The organism is Thalassospira sp. HJ, assembly GCF_000948415.1.
Lineage (GTDB): Bacteria > Pseudomonadota > Alphaproteobacteria > Rhodospirillales > Thalassospiraceae > Thalassospira.
This window is the reverse complement of record NZ_JYII01000008.1, coordinates 20,123-39,517: the sequence shown is the minus strand read 5'-3', so window position 1 is coordinate 39,517 and position 19,395 is coordinate 20,123. Positions and strand designations below refer to the sequence as shown.

At 55.0% G+C, this 19,395-nt stretch carries 15 protein-coding genes; 12 read left to right on the top strand and 3 right to left on the bottom strand.

All coding sequences use genetic code 11. From position 1 onward, the window contains the following. Positions 1-54: 54 nt before the first annotated feature. Together UF64_RS05140 and UF64_RS05135 are read left to right on the top strand one after the other, a co-directional pair. Complete coding sequence (locus tag UF64_RS05140) at positions 55-474, top strand: hypothetical protein (protein WP_044827563.1); 420 nt, start codon at positions 55-57, stop codon at positions 472-474. A gap of 125 nt (positions 475-599) precedes the next feature. Further along, complete coding sequence (locus UF64_RS05135) at positions 600-2,048, top strand: deoxyguanosinetriphosphate triphosphohydrolase (RefSeq protein ID WP_235284970.1); 1,449 nt, start codon at positions 600-602, stop codon at positions 2,046-2,048. A 52-nt stretch (positions 2,049-2,100) separates the two neighbouring features. On the opposite strand, the gene UF64_RS05130 is transcribed toward UF64_RS05135, so the two are convergent. Further along, positions 2,101-2,844, bottom strand: coding sequence for a phosphoadenylyl-sulfate reductase (locus UF64_RS05130; RefSeq protein ID WP_082049543.1), 744 nt, complete (start codon positions 2,842-2,844; stop codon positions 2,101-2,103). Further along, positions 2,841-3,401 carry a bifunctional precorrin-2 dehydrogenase/sirohydrochlorin ferrochelatase gene (locus UF64_RS05125; RefSeq protein ID WP_044827562.1) on the bottom strand — a complete coding sequence of 187 codons (561 nt, stop codon included), beginning with the start codon at positions 3,399-3,401 and terminating at the stop codon, positions 2,841-2,843. Before UF64_RS05125 ends, UF64_RS05130 begins: the two co-directional genes overlap by 4 nt. A gap of 252 nt (positions 3,402-3,653) precedes the next feature. Here UF64_RS05125 and UF64_RS05120 point away from each other — a divergent pair, with 252 nt between their 5' ends. After that, a complete protein-coding gene (locus UF64_RS05120; RefSeq protein WP_044827561.1) occupies positions 3,654-4,703 on the top strand; it encodes a COX15/CtaA family protein in 1,050 nt (349 codons plus the stop codon). Here the strand turns inward: UF64_RS05120 and UF64_RS05115 are convergent. Continuing rightward, entirely contained in the window at positions 4,700-5,968 is a 1,269-nt protein-coding gene (locus UF64_RS05115; protein WP_044827560.1) for a DUF3422 family protein, read from the bottom strand. The genes UF64_RS05120 and UF64_RS05115 overlap by 4 nt on opposite strands. 209 nt (positions 5,969-6,177) lie before the next feature. Between UF64_RS05115 and tldD the strand changes: the two genes are divergently transcribed. The 9 genes from tldD to UF64_RS05070 all read left to right on the top strand — a co-directional run bounded on the left by tldD (position 6,178) and on the right by UF64_RS05070 (position 19,395). Further along, the gene (tldD, locus tag UF64_RS05110; RefSeq protein WP_044827559.1) at positions 6,178-7,611 is read left to right on the top strand and encodes a metalloprotease TldD; all 1,434 of its coding nucleotides are present in this window, start codon (positions 6,178-6,180) and stop codon (positions 7,609-7,611) included. A gap of 255 nt (positions 7,612-7,866) precedes the next feature. Then, complete coding sequence (locus UF64_RS05105) at positions 7,867-9,339, top strand: hypothetical protein (RefSeq protein WP_082049541.1); 1,473 nt, start codon at positions 7,867-7,869, stop codon at positions 9,337-9,339. Positions 9,340-9,341: 2 nt separating this feature from the next. Further along, a complete protein-coding gene (locus tag UF64_RS05100; RefSeq protein WP_044827557.1) occupies positions 9,342-10,778 on the top strand; it encodes a FecR domain-containing protein in 1,437 nt (478 codons plus the stop codon). A 31-nt stretch (positions 10,779-10,809) separates the two neighbouring features. Next, complete coding sequence (locus UF64_RS05095) at positions 10,810-13,092, top strand: CHASE2 domain-containing protein (RefSeq protein ID WP_044827556.1); 2,283 nt, start codon at positions 10,810-10,812, stop codon at positions 13,090-13,092. A gap of 101 nt (positions 13,093-13,193) precedes the next feature. Continuing rightward, positions 13,194-14,216 carry a low specificity L-threonine aldolase gene (locus UF64_RS05090; protein ID WP_044827555.1) on the top strand — a complete coding sequence of 341 codons (1,023 nt, stop codon included), beginning with the start codon at positions 13,194-13,196 and terminating at the stop codon, positions 14,214-14,216. A 74-nt stretch (positions 14,217-14,290) separates the two neighbouring features. Then, complete coding sequence (locus UF64_RS05085) at positions 14,291-15,310, top strand: low specificity L-threonine aldolase (RefSeq protein ID WP_044827554.1); 1,020 nt, start codon at positions 14,291-14,293, stop codon at positions 15,308-15,310. Positions 15,311-15,714: 404 nt separating this feature from the next. Then, positions 15,715-17,322 carry an ABC transporter substrate-binding protein gene (locus UF64_RS05080; RefSeq protein ID WP_044827553.1) on the top strand — a complete coding sequence of 536 codons (1,608 nt, stop codon included), beginning with the start codon at positions 15,715-15,717 and terminating at the stop codon, positions 17,320-17,322. A gap of 112 nt (positions 17,323-17,434) precedes the next feature. Beyond that, entirely contained in the window at positions 17,435-18,445 is a 1,011-nt protein-coding gene (locus UF64_RS05075; protein WP_044827552.1) for an ABC transporter permease subunit, read from the top strand. A 14-nt stretch (positions 18,446-18,459) separates the two neighbouring features. Further along, positions 18,460-19,395: an ABC transporter permease subunit gene (locus UF64_RS05070; RefSeq protein WP_044827551.1), complete on the top strand. Its 936-nt coding sequence runs from the start codon at positions 18,460-18,462 to the stop codon at positions 19,393-19,395.

The window sequence follows — 19,395 nt, the reverse complement described above, 5'->3', positions numbered from 1 at the left end:
ATATCCTCAGACAGACGCGATGGGGATTGCGACAACTTTGATAGGATTTTATCCATGAACGACCATATCCACGGTCAGGATGCGTCTTTTGACAGTGCACCGCGCTACGTTGACGAGCGCGGCGGGAATACGGCCCTTGTCTGTTACGGGCTGATGATCGCAACCCTGTTTACCGCATTTGCCACTGGCTTTATCGCGCTGATCGTTTCCTATATCGCGCGCGAAAACGACAATCACTGGACCAACAGCCACTACACATTCGTGATCCGCACATTCTGGATCAGTATCCTTTATGCCATCATTTTGGGCTTCTTTACCTTTGTGATTGGCTGGATCCCGCTTCTGGGCTGGGCTGTTGTCGGCTTGATGGCGCTTTACACCACCGCCTGGTTTGTCGGGCGCAATGTGATTGGTCTTCTGCGCGCGCTCAACGGGCGCCCGATCGACAATCCGAAAAGCTGGTTCTTTGGCTAATTGCCCGTAAATTTGGTGCAATCGGCTTAACACTGTTTTGTCCGATTGCACCGGACTCCCCGGCCCGTTAAAGTTGCCAAAGAACAACATCTGAAAAGAACATTCGATACGGACAGGGGTAAAAAGTGGCGTCGTCTGCACAAGGGTCTGGCGATAAAATGCGCTGGGAAGATCTTCTTTCTTCTCATCGGCTTGAATTCAAGGATGGCAAGGTGCGCCTGCCCGAAGGTGCGCCCTATCCCACGCCCGATGGCCGAAGCCCCTTTCAGATTGATGTGGATCGGGTAATCTTCTCATCCTCGTTCCGGCGCCTGCAAAACAAAACGCAGGTCCATCCGCTTTCCGACAATGATCATGTCCATACCCGCCTGACCCACACGATAGAGGTCGGCTCGGTCGGGCAATCGCTGGGTCTGATGGCGGGTGCGCATATTGTCAAAAACCTGCCAAAGGGTTCGGAAACCACGGTTGCAGATATCGGCTATATGGTGCAGGCCGCCTGCCTTGCGCATGATATCGGCAATCCGCCGTTTGGGCATTCCGGCGAAGACGCGATCAATGAATGGTTCACCACATCGCGCCTTGCCAAGGATGAACTGACATCGCGCCTGTCTGGGCCGGAGCTTGAAGACCTGCGCCATTTCGAAGGCAACGCCCAAGGACTTCGCATCATCAGCCAGCTTGAAATGAAGCGCTTTGATGGTGGGCTTAACCTGACCTACGGCACGCTGGGCAGCTTCATCAAATATCCGCGCAGCACGTCCGTGCCCGACGCACGCCGCAAGGAATATACCGGCCTAAAAAAGCCCGGCTACTATCAGGCAGAGCGTGACATTGCGCAGGCCATCGCCAAGGTTTGCGGCCTGTCCCCGCTTGAAGGATTTGACGGGGCATGGCGGCGTCATCCGCTGGTCTATCTGGTCGAGGCGGCTGATGACATCTGCTATTCCGTTGTTGATCTGGAAGATGGCTGGGAATTGGGTTGTGTCAGTTTCGAGGAAGTCGAACGCGCACTTGCCCCGATCGCACGCCACCCGGAAAAATATGACGGCGATGCCGAACAACGCTGGAACGACCTGCGTTCTGAGGGCTGGTATGCCGAGAAATCCGAAGATGACCGGATCGGCTTCCTGCGCGGCAAGGCGATTGGCAATCTGGTCAAGGCCGCGGTTGATGCCTTTATCGAGAATGAAGACGCGTTGCTTGCTGGTACGATAGAAGGCGATCTTCTCTCCAACACGCAGCTTGGCCCCTATGCCAAGGCCTGCAAGAAGCTGGCTGTGCAAAAGATCTATAACGCGCCGCATGTCCTGCCGATCGAGATGGCCGGGTTCGAGGTCATCAATGGCCTACTGGACAGCTTTGTGCGGGCTGCCATCGACATTGACGAACATAAAAATCACGGCAAGCGCCTGCCGCCGCAGGCCGACCGTATCGACAAGCTTTTGTCGGGCAAACTGATGGCGGCCCCCGATCTTTACAGCCGCCTGATGCGGGTGATGGATTATATTTCCGGCATGACGGACCGCTATGCGGTGACCCTGTTCAGGAAGCTTCAGGGCATTACCATCTGAAACACAAAAACCCGGCCAGATGGCCGGGTTTTTCGTGAAAGCCTGATCGGGCTTAGATGATGTAGTGAATACCGCACTCGGTCTTGTCCTGCCCGGCCCAGCGTCCAGCACGGACGTCAGTCGTGTTGGGATCAACACGTTCGGTGCAGGGCATGCAGCCAATCGACAGGAAGCCTTCGGCCTCAAGCGGATGACGCGGCAGCGCGCGATGTTCAAAGATGTCTTCGATATCTTCGCGCTTGTAACCCGCCAGCGGATTGATCTTGATCCGCGTGCCAGCCGGTTCGATCACCGGCAAAGCATCACGTTCGCCACCATGGAAACGTTTGCGACCGGTCAACCAGGCGTCATAGCCCTCAAGCGCACGTTGAAGCGGCTCCACCTTGCGCAGGTAGCAGCATTTCGCCGTGTCGGAGGCAAACAGCATGCCGTTGGGATCATCGGCCTTCAGCTTTTCCTCGTCCGGACGCATGATCTTGATATTGGTCAGGCCCAGCTGATCGACCAGCTGTTCGCGATAGGTATGGGTTTCACCGAAAAGCTTGCGGGTATCGAGAAAAATCACCGGCAGGTCACGGTCAACTTCGGCCACCAGTGCCAGAAGCGCTGCGGCCTCTGTCCCAAACGACGAGGTCATGGTGATGCGGCCATTGAATTCCTCATGTACCATCGGTTCGATCAGTGACACACCCTGAAGATGGCCATATTGATCCAGCAAACGGGCTGCACGATCGGTGGCTTCCTCAACCGACATGGAACCGCCGGTAACGATGTCTTCTTCGCGCATGACATTCATGGCAGCCACCTCCGCTGATCGATATATTCATCGGTCTTGCGCAGAAGGGTCTGCATGTCTGCCCCGTCGGCCTTCCATTTTTCGCGCTGCTTGGACAGCTCTTGCAGGCGTTTGTCCCAGCTTGGCACCAGCCATTTTTCAAGGGCACGGCGAATACGCCCGGCAAGCCGCGGGCTGTGCCCGTTGGTCGATACCGTGATCATCAAATCGCCGCGCTGAATGCGCGCGGGTGAGGAAAAATCACAATATTGTTTTACGTCCTCGACATTGGCAATTGTGCCGACCGCCTTGGCGATGGATGCCAGTTCAGCAGCCTTTTTGAGATCAATGTCGATGATAAACATGATGGAAGCAGCATTCACATCCGCCGAATTCGGCAGATAGCGCTGCAACCGGTCACCGGCCTGTTCGGCCAGTTCGGGTATCGGGTCTTCGGAGTAGACGGTGACGTATTTTGCCCCATCACCGTCAAACTGGCGCAGACGGTTCAGGGTAGCCTGACCGTTGCCGACCAAAGCGACCGAAAGTCGCGTCAGGTCCAGATTGATGGGAAACATCGTCGATCCTCTAGTGCGGGTTTCTCTCTATTACCCATCACTATGAGTGTGGATATGAATTTATTCAATACATTTTTTATGTGTTTTATATACAAACAACACTAATAAAAAGTAATTAATAGCAACACTAGGACTGATCCAGACGCCCGGACTTTTCCGTAAAGCTTTTCCTGCAATTTTTGCAAAATCGCCCTATATTGGGCCAAATTTCAAAACACGTCCGCCAGAAGATACCGTCAAGAGAGCGTCCAGATGTCCAGCAGTGCCTCCCCCGCCCTGTCCGAAGTCAGCCTTGCGCAACCACAAGCCAACAGAAATGTCGCCATCTGGCTGTTTTCCTGTGCAGCGATGGTGTTCATCATGGTGGTGATCGGGGGCCTGACGCGCCTGACCGAGTCCGGGCTTTCGATTGTCGAATGGCGGCCCTTCACCGGCATCATCCCGCCGATGAATGAAGCGGACTGGCAGGCGCTTTACATCAAATACAGCCAGTATCCCGAGTTTCAGAAAATCAATGCCTGGATGTCGGTCGAGGATTTCAAATCGATCTTCTGGCTGGAATTCATCCACCGCCTTTGGGGCCGCCTGATCGGGGTCGTGTTCTTCGTGCCCTTCGTCTGGTTCCTGGCCAAGAAATCGATTGATCGTGCCACCAAATGGAAGCTTTGGGGGCTGTTCATCCTTGGGGGTCTGCAGGGCCTTATGGGTTGGTACATGGTGATGAGCGGTCTGGTCGATCGCCCCGATGTCAGCCAGTATCGCCTGACCGCCCATTTCGGACTGGCACTGGTGATTTTCATTGCCCTTCTGTGGGTCGGCCTGCAACAACTTAGCCCGCGGACCACGACGACCAACTCGTCAACCCGTGCCTGGCAGTTGCTTGGCCTGATCGTATTCACGGCCCTGTCGGGTGGTTTTGTTGCCGGTCTCAATGCCGGGCATGTTTACAACACCTTCCCGCTAATGGACGGGCAATTGATCCCGGATGGGCTTTATGTCTTTGATCCGGCCTGGCTGGCGCCATTTGAAGACCATATGACCGTGCAGTGGGATCACCGCTGGCTCGCGAAACTGACGTTCGTCATGGTGCTGATTTTCTGGTGGCGGGCCGGAAAATGGGACCTTGGCCCTGATCAGCGCTTTGCCACCCACCTCGTCCTTGCGGCAGCCTGCCTTCAGGTTACCCTTGGCATTTCAACGCTTCTGAGCGTTGTCTGGCTACCACTTGGTGTCGCGCATCAGGCCGGTGCCGTTGTTCTGGTCGGCACCGCAACTTATGCGGCCTATCGGCTTCGAAGCTAGTCGTCCGCCTTGTGCAGGGCCTTGCGGATGCGGTGCATGGAAAACCAGATCGCACCCAGCACAAGCGGCACGGCAACACCCGTTGCGACCCGGTCATTGATCGGAACGCCGGTATCCTTGATCGCCTTGAACAGATAGCCCAGAAGCCCGACCGCGTAATAGGTGATGGCAGCGACCGACAGCCCTTCAACGGTTTGCTGCAGACGCAGTTGAAGCTTCACACGACGATCCATACTGGCCAGAAGGTCGCGGTTTTGCGCCTCAAGCAGGATATCTACACGGGTCCGCAGCAGGTTGTTGGCGCGCGCGACACGTTTCGAAAGAACCTCCAACCGGTCACCAATATTCTGGCAGGTGCGCATGGCTGGTGCCAATCGGCGTTCGAGAAACTCGGCAATGGTCTGCATACCCTCGATCCGTTCTTCACGAAGCTCGTTCAGGCGCGCCTGCACGATGCGGTAATAGGCGCGTGCTGCACTGAACCGATAATTCAGCGATGCGGCCATTTCCTCGGTCTGGGCCGCCAGATCGGTCAGTTTTGCCAGTGTTTCTTCATCATTGGTTTGCGTCTTGCTGGCCATTTCTGCGGTGATTTCCGACAGGCGTGTATCGATTTCAGACACCTTTGGCGTTGCGCTATGGGCCAATGGAAAGGCCAGCAACGCCATCATGCGATAGACTTCAATTTCCTTGAGACGCTGCACCAGACGCCCGGCCTGAAGATACTCAAGACCGCAGTCCTTGACCAGAATGCGCCCAAACCCGTCGCCATGCAGACGAAAATCCGTCCAGACCTGCGCAGTCCCGCCGAGGATCCGGCTGCCTGTCAGGCCGTTGTGATTAAACAACCGCGATAGTTCGTCATCACTGCGATCTGTTTTCTCGACAACGATATGCAGCCCGACAATCAATTGACCTGGGGTTTCATCAAGCCAGTCAAGCGGCACAAGATTGATCACCGGGTCTTCGAACGGATTGTTGAACGGCTCGGTGCGTTTAAAAACATAGACCGTGAATTCTGCATGGCGTTCCCAGATCACCGAAAAGCCGTCACAGGCGGCCTCGAAATATTTTTGATCCGGCGCGGGTGGTGTCAGGCTATAGCGATTGCAAAATGTGGTGAAATGGTCGCGCACGGCCTGATCAAGGTCTTCGCCCGTCTGGAAGGCAAGGCAGGAACAGCGCGCAGGACTGGTCACGCCGCCAAAGGGTCGGGCGTGAATTTCATTATGAAGGGCGACGCGCTGGGGATGTTCGACAAACATTGCCACGGGCTTTCATAATTGGTTATTGCAGTCTATATAAACCACTCGGGCCATGGCTTTGTCCTTTGCCCGAACAAGTACCTGTATAGTCGAAAGTTGAAGGCACCAAAAACCCTAAATTGAGTAAGGGATAATACTGCCTCAACCGAGATATCATGCAGGGAAAGACATTTTCTCTGGCCGAATAATCCCGGCCCCAAGGAGGTTCCATGACCGATCTTCGCACCACCGACAATCTGTTTTTCGCCAAGGGTGATCTTGATCGCGACCGGCTTGAATCACAGGTCAATGATGCGCTTGGCGCGGCTGAAGACGGGGAACTGTTCCTTGAATACCGCCAATCGGAAAGCCTTGTCTGGGATGATGGCCGTCTGCGCAGTGCGAACTTTGACACCGCACAGGGCTTTGGCCTGCGTGCTGTTGCCGATGAAGCCACCGCCTTCTCCCATTCAAACGAGCTTTCCAATGACGCAGTTGCGCGCGCGGCAGAAACCGTCAAGGCAGTCGGATCGGGCCGTTCTGGCAAGGTCGATCTCGGATCGATCGGCACAAACATTTCGCTTTATTCCGACGTGAACCCGTTAGGTGAGGCAACCTTTGAAGCCAAGGTCGATCTGCTGGCACAGATTGATGCCTATGCCCGCTCGCGCGATCCGCGTGTTGTGCAGGTATCGGCATCGATTTCCGGCAACTGGCAGGCGGTGCAGATCTGGCGTTCCGGCGGACAGCGAATTGGCGATATTCGCCCGCTTGTGCGGTTCAATGTTTCGGTCGTTGTTAAACAGGGCGACCGCATGGAAACCGGTTCACATGGCGAAGGTGGCCGCATCGGTTATGACGGTTTCTTTGATGAAAAGACCTGGAAGAAGGCGGTTGATGAATCACTGCGTCAGGCGGTTGTAAACCTTGATTCGGTGGCAGCCCCCGCCGGTGAAATGACCGTGGTGCTTGGTCCGGGCTGGCCCGGCATTCTTTTGCACGAAGCTATTGGTCACGGTCTTGAAGGCGATTTTAACCGCAAGGGCACCTCTGCCTTTGCCGGACTTCTGGGCCAGCGGATTGCATCGCCAGGTGTAACGGTTGTCGATGACGGCACCATTCATGACCGCCGCGGATCGCTTTCGATTGATGATGAAGGCACGCCGACCCAGCAAACTGTCCTGATCGAGGACGGTATCCTCAAGGGCTTTATGCAGGACCGCTTGAACGCACGCCTGACCGGGGTTAAATCCACCGGTAACGGGCGCCGCCAATCTTATGCCCATGCCCCAATGCCGCGCATGACCAACACCTATATGCTGGGCGGCGACAAGGAGCCGGAAGAAGTTCTGGCATCCGTCAAAAAGGGTATTTACGCCGTCAACTTTGGCGGTGGTCAGGTTGATATCACGTCAGGCAAGTTCGTGTTCTCGGCCTCTGAAGCCTACCTGATTGAAGACGGCAAGCTTGGCGCACCGGTCAAGGGTGCCACCCTGATTGGTAATGGCCCGGACAGCCTGACCAAGGTTTCCATGATCGGCAATGACATGGAACTTGATAACGGCATCGGGACCTGCGGCAAGGACGGGCAAGGTGTGCCGGTTGGCGTCGGACAGCCGACGCTTCGCATCGATGGTCTGACGGTCGGCGGCACCGCCGTATAACCGAGGATGGACCTATGGATAAATACTATACTACCTTCCGGTAATTTTATTATCCACAAGAATGAAAAACCTATCCCTCAGCAGGCAACCACACCAACCTGCCGAATGGCTATCCCTCGGTTTTCAAAGACCATAATCTGATTTGACAGGTTCCAAACAGGTTATGGTCGCCAATCGGGTTTCGTCACCAATCTTTGCCCGTGACATTCCTTGGACAGCGCGACTGCGATGGCCTGCCAATGGTAGGAAAGCAGTTTGAAGACAGGCATATGGCAGTACGTGACCGCGTCGATGATGACGGGTGTAACGGTGCTTGCAATCGGAATGGCCGAAGCCCGCGCACAGCAAAGTATTGATGTGCGAACAGATGAGGCACGCCAGTTCTCCGAAGATTTCGAACGGCTGACCGATGTAACCGCGCGGGCGAATTTCCTGCTGCGGACAGATGATGGCGGTGACATCACCTATGCCGATATTCTCGCCAACCCTGACGACATTGTTCTGAACTTCCGCTGGGCCAAGGCCCAATTGGCGCGCGGGGAAGTCCGGGGTGCGTCGGCAACGCTTGAACGTATTCTTGTGCTTGATCCCGATCTTGCGCCGGTACGGCTGTATTACGCGATTGTGCTTTATCGCCTTGATAGCCTGGACGAGGCCCGCACCCAGTTTGATCGTCTGTTGCAAATGGACATCTCGCCCGAGGTCGAAGCCAACATCCAGCAATATGTCAGCGCGATCGAACGCCGCCGCAAGCGCCTGTCGCAAAGCGTAACCCTGACACTGGGTAGTCAGATCGACAGCAACCGAAATTCGGCCCCGAACGACAAGATACAGCTCCTGACGGGCACGCCCACCGCCATTACCTCAAGCGCTGACAAGCCGAACAACGATATCGCCTATATCGGTGCGCTTCGCTATGACGTCAGCTATGACCTGGGTTATCAGGAAGGCCACGAGATTTTTGCCAGTGTGACTGGCTATGGCAGTGATCAGGTTCAGTTGGATGCGCTGGACCTTGGGTCATTTTCTGCTGAAATCGGCACACGTATTCGTGGCGGCTACTGGATGCTGACCCCGACACTCAGCCAGACTGCACAGTCGCTTTCGCGTGAAAAGTATCTGACGGCCAGAACTGGGCGCCTCCGTCTGGACTGGAACGTTCGTCCGTTCTTCAACCTCAATGGTGCAGTCAGCTATTCCGACGAGCATTATCAGAACACCTCTGAATCGAGCGCCCTTCGCCTGCATTCCGGCCAAAGGTATGGCGCACGCGTTGGCGGAAACTATAGCTGGTCACCAAACAACCGCACGACGGTGAACCTGTCTGCCGGGATGAAGGATGCTGCCAGAAACTATTACAGTTACAATAGCTTGAGCGGCGAGCTGATCCATGCTTATCTGTTTGGTGGGGGAAGTTACATCAGCGGCAGCATCCGCTACGGCATGGACCAGTACCGTGATCCGGATTTTTTGACGACCGGCAATTCGCCGCAACATCGAACGGACCGAAGTACAAGAACACGCCTGACCTATGGTGCGCCACTGTCAACGATATTGCCGACCGAATTGTTTGGGGATAGCGCAACGGCAAATCAGATATTTGACTTTCTGGCACCGATCAACTGGTCGATCACGGGCGAGTATCTGAACACAAAATCAAACATTCCCAACTACGAATACCATAACGCACGTGCGCAGGTATTTCTGACACGCCGCTGGGAGTTCTAGTGATGTACAAGGCCAAGACTTCGCCCCTGACCTGCAAGAAATCGATCCGACGACTTGCGACAACAGCCTTGCTGTGCGCGCCGTTCCTAGGTGCCACGTCGCTTGTCACAACGCAACCGGCACAGGCAGAGGTCCAGGCTGAGATGGCTGGTGTATCTGCCGCTGTGACAGGAGAAATCACGCTGGCAAAAGTTACCGGCGAAGTCGGTATTCTGGTTGAAAGCGGCATGCCGGTTTATCTTGGTGATCGCATCACGACATCCGCGGGTGCAGGCATGCAGGTTCTGTTGCTTGATGAAACCGTCTTTACCATCGGTCCGAACAGCGACATCGCGATTGATGAGTTCGTCTATGACCCGGCAACGGGCGACGGACGGATTGTTGCCGACATGGCCAAGGGCGTTATGCGCTTTGTCACGGGCAAAATTCCACTGAACAATCCATCAAGCATGGATGTAAACCTGCCGGTTGGCTCAATCGGTATTCGCGGGACTATCGGCCTGATCCGTTCGATGACGGCAGAGCAGGCAAACCAGATCGTGCCGGGAAGCTTTGACACATCAAGCCTCGATGCGGCCAATCAACAGGTCTTCATGGCAGTGAACCAGGGCCCTGGCCTGTCACGTAATGATACAACCTCGCGCCCAGGGGCTTTTGCCGCCTTTAACCAGAATGGCGGATCCCAAAGCGTAACCGGCGAGAACTTTGGTGTGTTTGTATCGAACAACAACGTAACGCCGCCTACCCGTTTTCCAACCGATGCAGCGACCTTTGACTTCTCGACGAATGTCGTCCGTACCGCTTCAGGTGGAGGCAGTAACGGTGACGGTTCAGGAAGTGGTAATGGTTCGTCTTCTACCTCTTCTGGTGGACAGCAACCAGTTGTAACCCAACAGCAAACCGGACAGGCCCAAAACCAGACCGGATCGACCAGTGCGCAAGCGATCAACGTCGCAATGGCGCAAATGGGATCTGTTAATAGTGCCTCAAACGTCGCTGAAACCACTTCGATCCTGAACAATAATACACAAAACACATCATCCGTCGGGTTTACCTACGATGGCCTCAGACAAATCGCAGAGGGGTCAGCATCAATAACAAAATCTATAGACGGCACTAATGTTGACTACACTTTCAAATCAACTGTCGACTTCGGAAATCGCGGCATTAGCGTCTACTTTTACAACATTCAGGTAGACGATCAGGGCTTCATAGGCTCAGCTGATCTAGTTGACGTGAGCAGCCCCGAGCAATTTGAGTATTATTCGGGTGCGACAGGAAATGTAGAGTTCACGCACACTGATTTTGTTTACGATAGCAACTGTCAAGATATGAGTTGCAAGGCCACAGCAACATTTAAAGATGCCTATAATGTAGACTTCAACGTCTCGACCGGTGAATTTCCCGAAGGCACAGACGGCAGCGCTACACTTGAATAAGCCTACCGATCAAACGGAAACATAAAATCTGATGCGCCTTAGCAAATCCGGGATACTGACCGGGCTGCAATATATTGTTCCACTGGGCATTCTGTTCACCTGCATCGTTTTGCGCTGGCAGAATGTGCCGGTGATCGATCAGTTGCGTTTGACGGTTTTCGATCTTTATCAACAGATTTCCCCGCGAGAATTTGAAGACGTTGGCGTTCGGATTGTCGATATCGACGAGCGCAGTTTGCAGGAAGAAGGCCAGTGGCCCTGGCCACGGACGAAGCTTTCGGAACTTCTATATCGCCTTCGCTCCAACGGGGCGGTCGTTGTCGGCTTTGATATGGTTTTTGCCGAACCGGATCGCACATCACCGTCACGCGTGATCAAGGATTGGCCGCAAGGCCCGGAGAATGAGCGCATTGCGGAAATGGCCGAAGCGCTGCCGGACCATGACCAGCTTTTTGCCCGGTTCATTGAAGGCACCGGTAATGTGATCACCGCCGTCCAGCTGCGCAACGGTACGTTTGAAGCCCTGCCCCGTCAGGTGGGTAATTTCAGTGCTGCTGGCGAAGCTGGCCGCAAGCTTTCGGATTTTGTCCCGGTCTTGCCAAGTGCGGCCAAGAACCTTGATGTGATTGAGGCGGCCGCAACCGGCAATGCGTTGGTGAATGTTTCGCCAGGTCAGGACGGGGTTGTGCGCCGTGTTCCGTTGCTGGCCGCGATCGACCATGAGCAGCCCGTCATTGGCAAACCTGTCTACCCGACGCTGACCCTTGAAATGCTGCGTGTTTTGCAAAACGCCCCCAAGACCATGCTGGTGCGCATGTCAGGTGCCAGTGGCAGCACGCGCTGGACCAGTTCGGAAGGTATTGCATCGGTTCGCGTTGGTGCCGTGACCATCCCGACAGATCATGCAGGCAATATGTGGGTGCATTTTACCGGTCATCAGAATGATCGCTACTTGTCGGCAACCGATGTCCTTGAAGGCACAGTTGGCCGCCACATTTTGCAAAACAAGATGGTTCTTCTGGGAACCAGTGCTGCCGGTTTGCTTGATTTGCGATCAACCCCGCTTGACCGGATTATCCCCGGGGTCGAAATCCATGCCGAAATGCTTGAACAGATGCTTTTGGAGCATTTCCTGACCCGTCCCTATTGGGCGGCAGAGGTCGAGATGCTCGTTCTTCTGATCGTTGGCATATTCTTTGTTCTGACCGTTCCGCGTCTTGGCGCGGTCTGGCCGGCTGTTATCGGTTTTGCAATCGCGGCCAGTGCGCTTGGTGTTTCGTGGTGGGCCTATACACACGAACTTATCCTGATTGATCCGCTTTACCCAATTGTCGGGTTGGCGGCTGTCTATCTTGCGACCAGTTCCCTTGGGTTCATGCGGACAGAGGGCGAACGCCGTCAGGTCCGTGCAGCCTTTGCCAACTATCTGTCCCCCGCGCTTGTCGCGCAACTGGCCGAACATCCCGAGCGCCTCAAGCTTGGTGGCGAAACCCGCGACTTGACCTTGATGTTCTGCGATGTTCGCGGATTTACGGCGATCTCGGAGGGCTTCAAATCCAATCCGCAAGGCCTGACCCGACTGATCAACCGGCTTCTGACACCATTGACCGAGTGCATCCTCGACCGCGAAGGCACGATCGACAAATATATGGGCGATTGCATCATGGCGTTCTGGAACGCGCCGTTGGATGTTGAAAACCATGCCCACCATGCATGCGACAGCGCCCTTGCCATGCGAAGCGCCCTGAAACAATTGAACGATGTCCGCAGACTTGAAGCCGACGAGGCCAATGAGACCTTCCTGCCGCTTAATGTCGGTATCGGGATCAATTGCGGCGATTGCCTTGTCGGCAATATGGGCTCTGATCAGCGCTTTGACTATTCTGTACTGGGCGACGCAGTCAATCTTGCCTCGCGCCTTGAAGGCCAGTCAAAGAACTATGGCGTCGATGTCGTGTTGGGCGAAGATGTCGCCAAACGGGTTGGCGATGACTTCGCGGTCATTGAGCTCGACCTGATTGCGGTGAAAGGCAAAAGCGAGGCCGTGCATATCTTTGCCCTGCTGGGCGATAAGGCGATGGCCGCGACAGATCCGTTCAAAACCTTTGCTGATCTGCATGCAACGATGCTTGTGGCCTATCGCGCCCAACGCTGGGAAGATGCCCTTGGCTTGACCGAACAATGCCGGGAAGCATCGCACGAATTCGCGTCGCTTGATGGCCTTTATGATCTTTATGCTGAGCGCATTGCGCTGTTTAAAGACACACCACCACCGGCTGATTGGGATGGCGTCTTTGTCGCCACCAGCAAATAGCGAACTTGCCAAGCGGGTAAAATCCAAACACTCTTGGCCCACCACCAAGCATGATTTTCTTGAATCGAAGTGCGCTTTTGCCCGATCCCGTTGAGGCCCCAATGAACTTTTCATCTGACAATGTCACACCAATCTGCCCGGAAATCCTTGCCGCCATTGCCGCCGAAAGCGACGCAAGCGCCCTGCCCTATGGCGCGGATGACAAAAGCCGTCAGCTTGATGACGCATTTTCAAGATTGTTTGGGACGGAGGTTTGCGTTGCTCCGGTTGCAACCGGAACTGCTGCAAATGTTATCGGGCTTTCGGGGCTGGTGTCGCCGTTTGGTGGTGTGGTGTGCCATCATCACGCCCATATCAATGTCACGGAATCAACCGGCGTTGCGTTTTACGGTGGCGGGGCGAAATTGCTGGAGATGGATGGCCCGTCGGCAAAGATCGAGGCTGATGCGCTAGATGCCTATTTGACCAGCCATGTGCCAAACGGCATGCATTCCGTTGATCCCGAATGTGTTGCAATCACGCAAAGCACCGAATTTGGAACGGTTTACAGCGTTGACGAAATTCAGGCGATTGGATCGGTTTGCCAGAAACATCAATTGCGGCTTTTTATGGATGGTGCACGCTTTGCCAATGCGGTTGCAGCGCTTGATTGCCATCCGTCCGACATCACCTCGAAGGCCGGTGTCGACGTCCTGAGCTTCGGCGCGACCAAAAACGGCGCGCTCGCAGTTGATGCCATCATTCTGTTTGATCCGGAACTCCGGCGGAAAACGGAACAGAACCGCAAGCGCGGCGGCCATCTGTTTTCCAAGCATCGCTACCTTGCCGCACAGCTTCTGGCCTATCTTAAGGACGATCTGTGGCTGCGCAATGCCCGCCATGCCAACGCGGCAGCAACGGCCCTTGCCAAATCGCTATCAAGTTTGGGGGCAACGCCGGCCTTTGCACCTCAGGGCAATGAGCTGTTTATTCACATGGATGATCGACTGGCTGCAAAGCTGCGCGACGCCGGTATCGTGTTTCGTCCATGGCCGTCGCTTGGCCCGGATGCCTATCGATTTGTCTGCGCCTGGAACAGCCCGATTGAAATGATCAAGGCCCTGCCAGATACCATTGGTGTTTAGCCCCACCTTGCAACATTGCGCGGTTACGTGTGATATCACCGCCCGAATGCCACTGAAAAATAACGAGATTAAAGATGAATTTTGCCTCGGACAATGTATCGCCCTTTTGCCCGGAAGTACTTGAAGCCCTGACAAAGGACGCATTGGCCAACGCCCCGGCCTATGGTAGCGACGATATCAGCCAGAAACTTGATGTTGCCTTTTCCGAGCTGTTTGACAAGGACGTTGCCGTCATCCCTGTGGCGACTGGCACCGCGGCAAACTGCATCAGCCTATCCGCACTTGTGTCGCCCTATGGCGGGGTCGTCTGTCACCACGAAGCGCACATCAATGAAGATGAAAGCACCGGTGTTGCCTTCTTTACCGGCGGCGCGAAGCTTTTGCCTATGGACGGCCCGGCCGCCAAGCTGGAAGCAGGCGACCTTGATGCCTTTATCTCCGGCCTTGTTGATCGGGGCGTGCATTCTGTCGCGCCGGAATGTGTGGCAATTACCCAGGCAACCGAACTGGGTGCGGTTTACACTGTTGATGAGGTCACAGCGATCGGCGATGTCTGTCGCAAGCATGACCTGCGCCTGTTCATGGATGGTGCGCGTTTTGCCAATGCGATGGCCCATCTGAAATGTCCTCCGGCCGATATCACCTGGAAGGCCGGCGTTGATGCCATCAGCTTTGGCGCGACCAAAAACGGCGCCATGGCGGTCGATGCGATTGTTCTGTTTGACACCAGCCTGAAAGCCCGGATGGAACAGGCCCGCAAACGCAGTGGCCATCTGCATTCCAAGCATCGTTATCTGGCAACCCAGCTTCTGGCCTATATCAAGGATGATGTCTGGCTGAAAAATGCAGCCCATGCCAATGACGCCGCACAGGCACTTGCCGACGTTCTCGTTTCACAAGGCGCGGAATTGGCCCATGCGGCAGAAGGGAACGAGCTGTTTGTCAAAGTGCCCCCGGAACTGGCGGGCAAGTTGCGTGATGCTGGCCTGATGTTCCACGGATGGCCATCTCTTGGTGCCGATGTTTATCGTTTTGTCGCCGCCTGGAACACGGATATCGTGCAAATCAGCAAACTCAAAACCACCCTAGGGTAGAAATTCGTTCAAAAAGCCGGGGTGAAATCAAACGAATCATTATGTTTCAATAAGATATGAATCGTTTGAAAGCACATTTCAAACACGTGATTTAACGGTTTCACCCGCCGAGCTTTGAAAAAAATGCACAGCTGCCCCGACGAAAGTGGACAGTGAATTTCATAAAAATAACAAACACTTGACTTAAATTCATCATTTCCGCCCCTGCTCAGGCTACGTAAAATCCCGCAGGAACCGTTGACGATACGTAGAAACCCTGATTACTTTCCCTCGTCGATTGCCAACATTCATACCTGTTGGATCGGGTAAACCCCGTCCGTTGCAAGATGCACCGTCAAGCGTGACCAAAAAACGTCACGCAGACAGCATCGATTTGTTCGGACCAGCCTTGAGGGAGGCATTTAATGAAAGCGAATTTAGTCAAAGTGGCACTTGGTGCAGGCCTGCTTGCAGCCACCGCACTTGCTGCTCCGACTGCCGCTTCGGCAAAAACTCTGGTATATTGCTCGGAAGGTAGCCCGGAAGGCTTCAACCCGTCGCTTTACACCGCAGGCACGACCTTTGATGCGTCCTCGCGTCAGGTATTCAACCGCCTGGTACAGTTCAAGCGCGGCACCACCACCATCGTTCCGGGTCTTGCGACCAGCTGGGACGTTTCGGCTGATGGTCTGGAATATACCTTCAACCTGCGCAAAGGTGTGAAGTTCCACACCACCGAAGATTTCACCCCGACCCGTGATTTCAATGCTGATGACGTGATCTTCACCTTCATGCGTCAGTTTGACAAAGAGCATCCGTATCACGGCGTTTCCGGTGGCTCGTACGAGTACTTCAACGGCATGTCCATGCCGGACCTGATCAAGGACATCGTCAAGGTTGACGACTACACCGTCAAGTTCGTCCTGAACCGCCCGGAAGCTCCGTTCATTGCTAACATGGCGATGGACTTTGCATCGGTTCTGTCGGCTGAATACGCCGACGCGATGATGGAAGCCGGCACCCCGGAAAATGTTGACCTGAACCCGGTCGGCACTGGTCCGTTCCAGCTGGTCGCTTATCAGAAAGATGCGGTTATCCGTTACAAAGCATTCCCGGAATACTGGGAAGGCAAAGCAGCGATCGACAACCTGATCTTCGCGATCACCCCGGACAGCACCGTTCGCTACCAGAAGCTTAAAGCTGGCGAATGCCATGTCATGCCGTACCCGAACCCGGCTGATCTGGAAGAAATGGATGCAGACGCAGATGTCAACCTGCTGAGCCAGGAAGGTCTGAACGTTGGTTACCTCGGTTACAACACCGAGAAAGAACCGTTCACCGATCCGAAGGTTCGTAAAGCACTGAACATGGCGATCAACAAAGACGCCATCATCGAAGGTGTATACCAGGGTGCAGGTTCTGCTGCGAAAAACCCGATCCCGCCGACCATCTGGTCTTACAACAACGACACCGTTGATGACCCGTATGATCCGGAAGCCGCCAAAGCCATGCTGGCAGAAGCTGGTTATCCGGACGGCTTCACCACCGACATCTGGGCCATGCCGGTTCAGCGTCCTTACAACCCGAATGCTCGCCGTATGGCAGAGCTGATTCAGGCTGACTGGGCCGCGATTGGCGTCAATGCCGAGATCGTTTCCTACGAGTGGGGTGAATACCTTGATCGCACCAAAAAAGGTGAACAGGGTACCTTCATGCTCGGTTGGACTGGTGATAACGGCGACCCCGATAACTTCCTCGCAGTTCTTCTCGGCTGTGACGGTGTTGGCGGTTCGAACCGCGCTCGTTTCTGCAACGACGAATTCGAACAGCTGATCCAGCAGGCGAAAACCACCTCGGACGTTCTCGAGCGTACCCGTCTGTACGAAGAAGCACAGCTGGTCTTCAAACGCGAAGCACCGTGGGCAACCATTGCACACTCGATCGTGTTTGAGCCGGTCCGTAACGAAGTTGTTGACTACAAAATCGATCCGTTCGGTGGTCACATCTTCTACGGTGTAGATCTCGCTGAGTAATCGCACCAAAATCTAGTCAGAGAGGCCCGGTTTTCCGGGCCTCTTTGCAATTTCGTAAAAGAGAGAGACATCCGGACGGACAAACCGCCCGGAGATAAAAAGGCCCGATGGCATGCTAGGATTCCTGTTTCGCCGTTTGGGGGACATCATCCCGACCTTCTTCGGTGTCACCCTTCTGGTATTTTTCCTGATCCGCCTTATTCCCGGCGACCCAATCTTGATGTTGGCCGGTGAACGTGGTGTCGATGCAGAACGATACGCTGAACTTCAGGCACAATACGGCTTTGATCAGCCGATTATTGTCCAGTATTTCGATTACCTGGTGGGTGTCTTCCAAGGCGATCTTGGTAAATCCTTTGTGACCAAAAGGCCTGTCCTTGATGAATTCCTGACCCTGTTCCCGGCAACGGTAGAACTGGCCATCATGGGTATCCTGTTTGCAGTGATACTCGGGGTTCCATTCGGGGTTCTGGCTGCAATCCATCGCGGAAAATGGATTGATCACCTGACGATGTCGTTATCGCTTACGGGCTATTCGATGCCGATCTTCTGGTGGGCCCTTCTTCTGATCATGTTCTTTTCGACCACACTGGGCTGGACGCCGGTTTCCGGGCGCATCTCGGTCATGTTCTTCTTTGAACCGGTGACCGGTTTCATGCTGATCGATAGCCTGCTGAGTGGCGAAAAAGGTGCTTTTTCAAGTGCAGTAAGTCACCTGATCCTGCCAACCGTGGCCTTGGGGACGATCCCGATGGCGGTGATTGCGCGAATGACGCGCTCCTCCATGTTGGAAGTCCTTGGCGAGGAATACATCCGTGTTGCCCGCGCCAAAGGCCTGGCGCCGATCCGTGTTATCATGGTCCATGCCCTGCGCAACGCCCTGATCCCGGTGATTACGGTGATCGGTCTGCAGGTTGGCGTGCTGCTGGCTGGTGCAATCCTGACCGAGACGATCTTCTCCTGGCCGGGCATCGGAAAATGGATCATTGAGGCCATGAACCGTCGCGACTATCCGACCATTCAGGGCGGCATTCTGATGATTGCGTTCCTTGTCATGGCCGTGAACCTGATCGTTGACCTGCTATACGGGGTCGTGAATCCCCGTATCCGGCACAAGCGTTAAGGGAGCTGCGAAAAATGAGCGAGAATACCACCCCGTCCGCAGCGCACGCCTCAAACGTTGCAGAAGCAGCAGTTGAGCCGGTCGGCGCACCGCCGAGCCCGCTGCGCGAGACATGGGACTATTTCAAAAAGAACCGTGGTGCCCTGGCCGGTTTGATCGTCATTGCGATCATCCTGTTCCTGGCCCTGGCCGCCCAGTGGGTCGCCCCGTTTGATCCGGTGGCACAGGACCGTACCGCGTTTCTCAAACCGCCGATCTGGATGGAAGGTGCCGACCCGCGCTACATCCTTGGCACCGATGCCGTTGGCCGTGACATCCTGTCGCGCCTGATCCACGGTGCGCAGCTGTCGGTTTCCATCGGTGTGGTTGTTGTGATCCTGTCGATGATTGCCGGTATCGCACTTGGCATGGTTGCCGGCTACTTCCGGGGTTGGGTTGAAGTTGGTGTCATGCGCCTGATGGATATCATGCTGGCCCTGCCCAGCCTGATCATGGCGCTTGCGATTGTTGCCATCCTCGGCCCGGGCCTTGAAAACGCCATGCTGGCCATCGCGATTGTTCAGTTGCCGCACTATGTGCGCCTGACCCGTGCGTCGGTCGTATCGGAACTTAACAAGGAATATGTCATCGCATCGCAGATTGCCGGTGCCGGTCACGTCCGTCAGATGTTTGTTAACATCCTGCCGAACTGCATGGCACCGCTGATCGTCCAAGGCACGCTTGGTATTTCGAGTGCGATCCTTGATGCTGCGGCCCTTGGCTTCCTTGGCCTTGGTGCGCAGCCGCCGCTGCCGGAATGGGGCACAATGCTGTCCGAGGCCCGTGAATTCGTGGGTTCGGCTTGGTGGGTGATCACCTTCCCCGGCCTTTGCATCCTTGTCACCGTTCTTGCCTTCAACCTGATGGGTGATGGCCTGCGCGATGCCCTTGATCCCAAGATGAAACGGTAA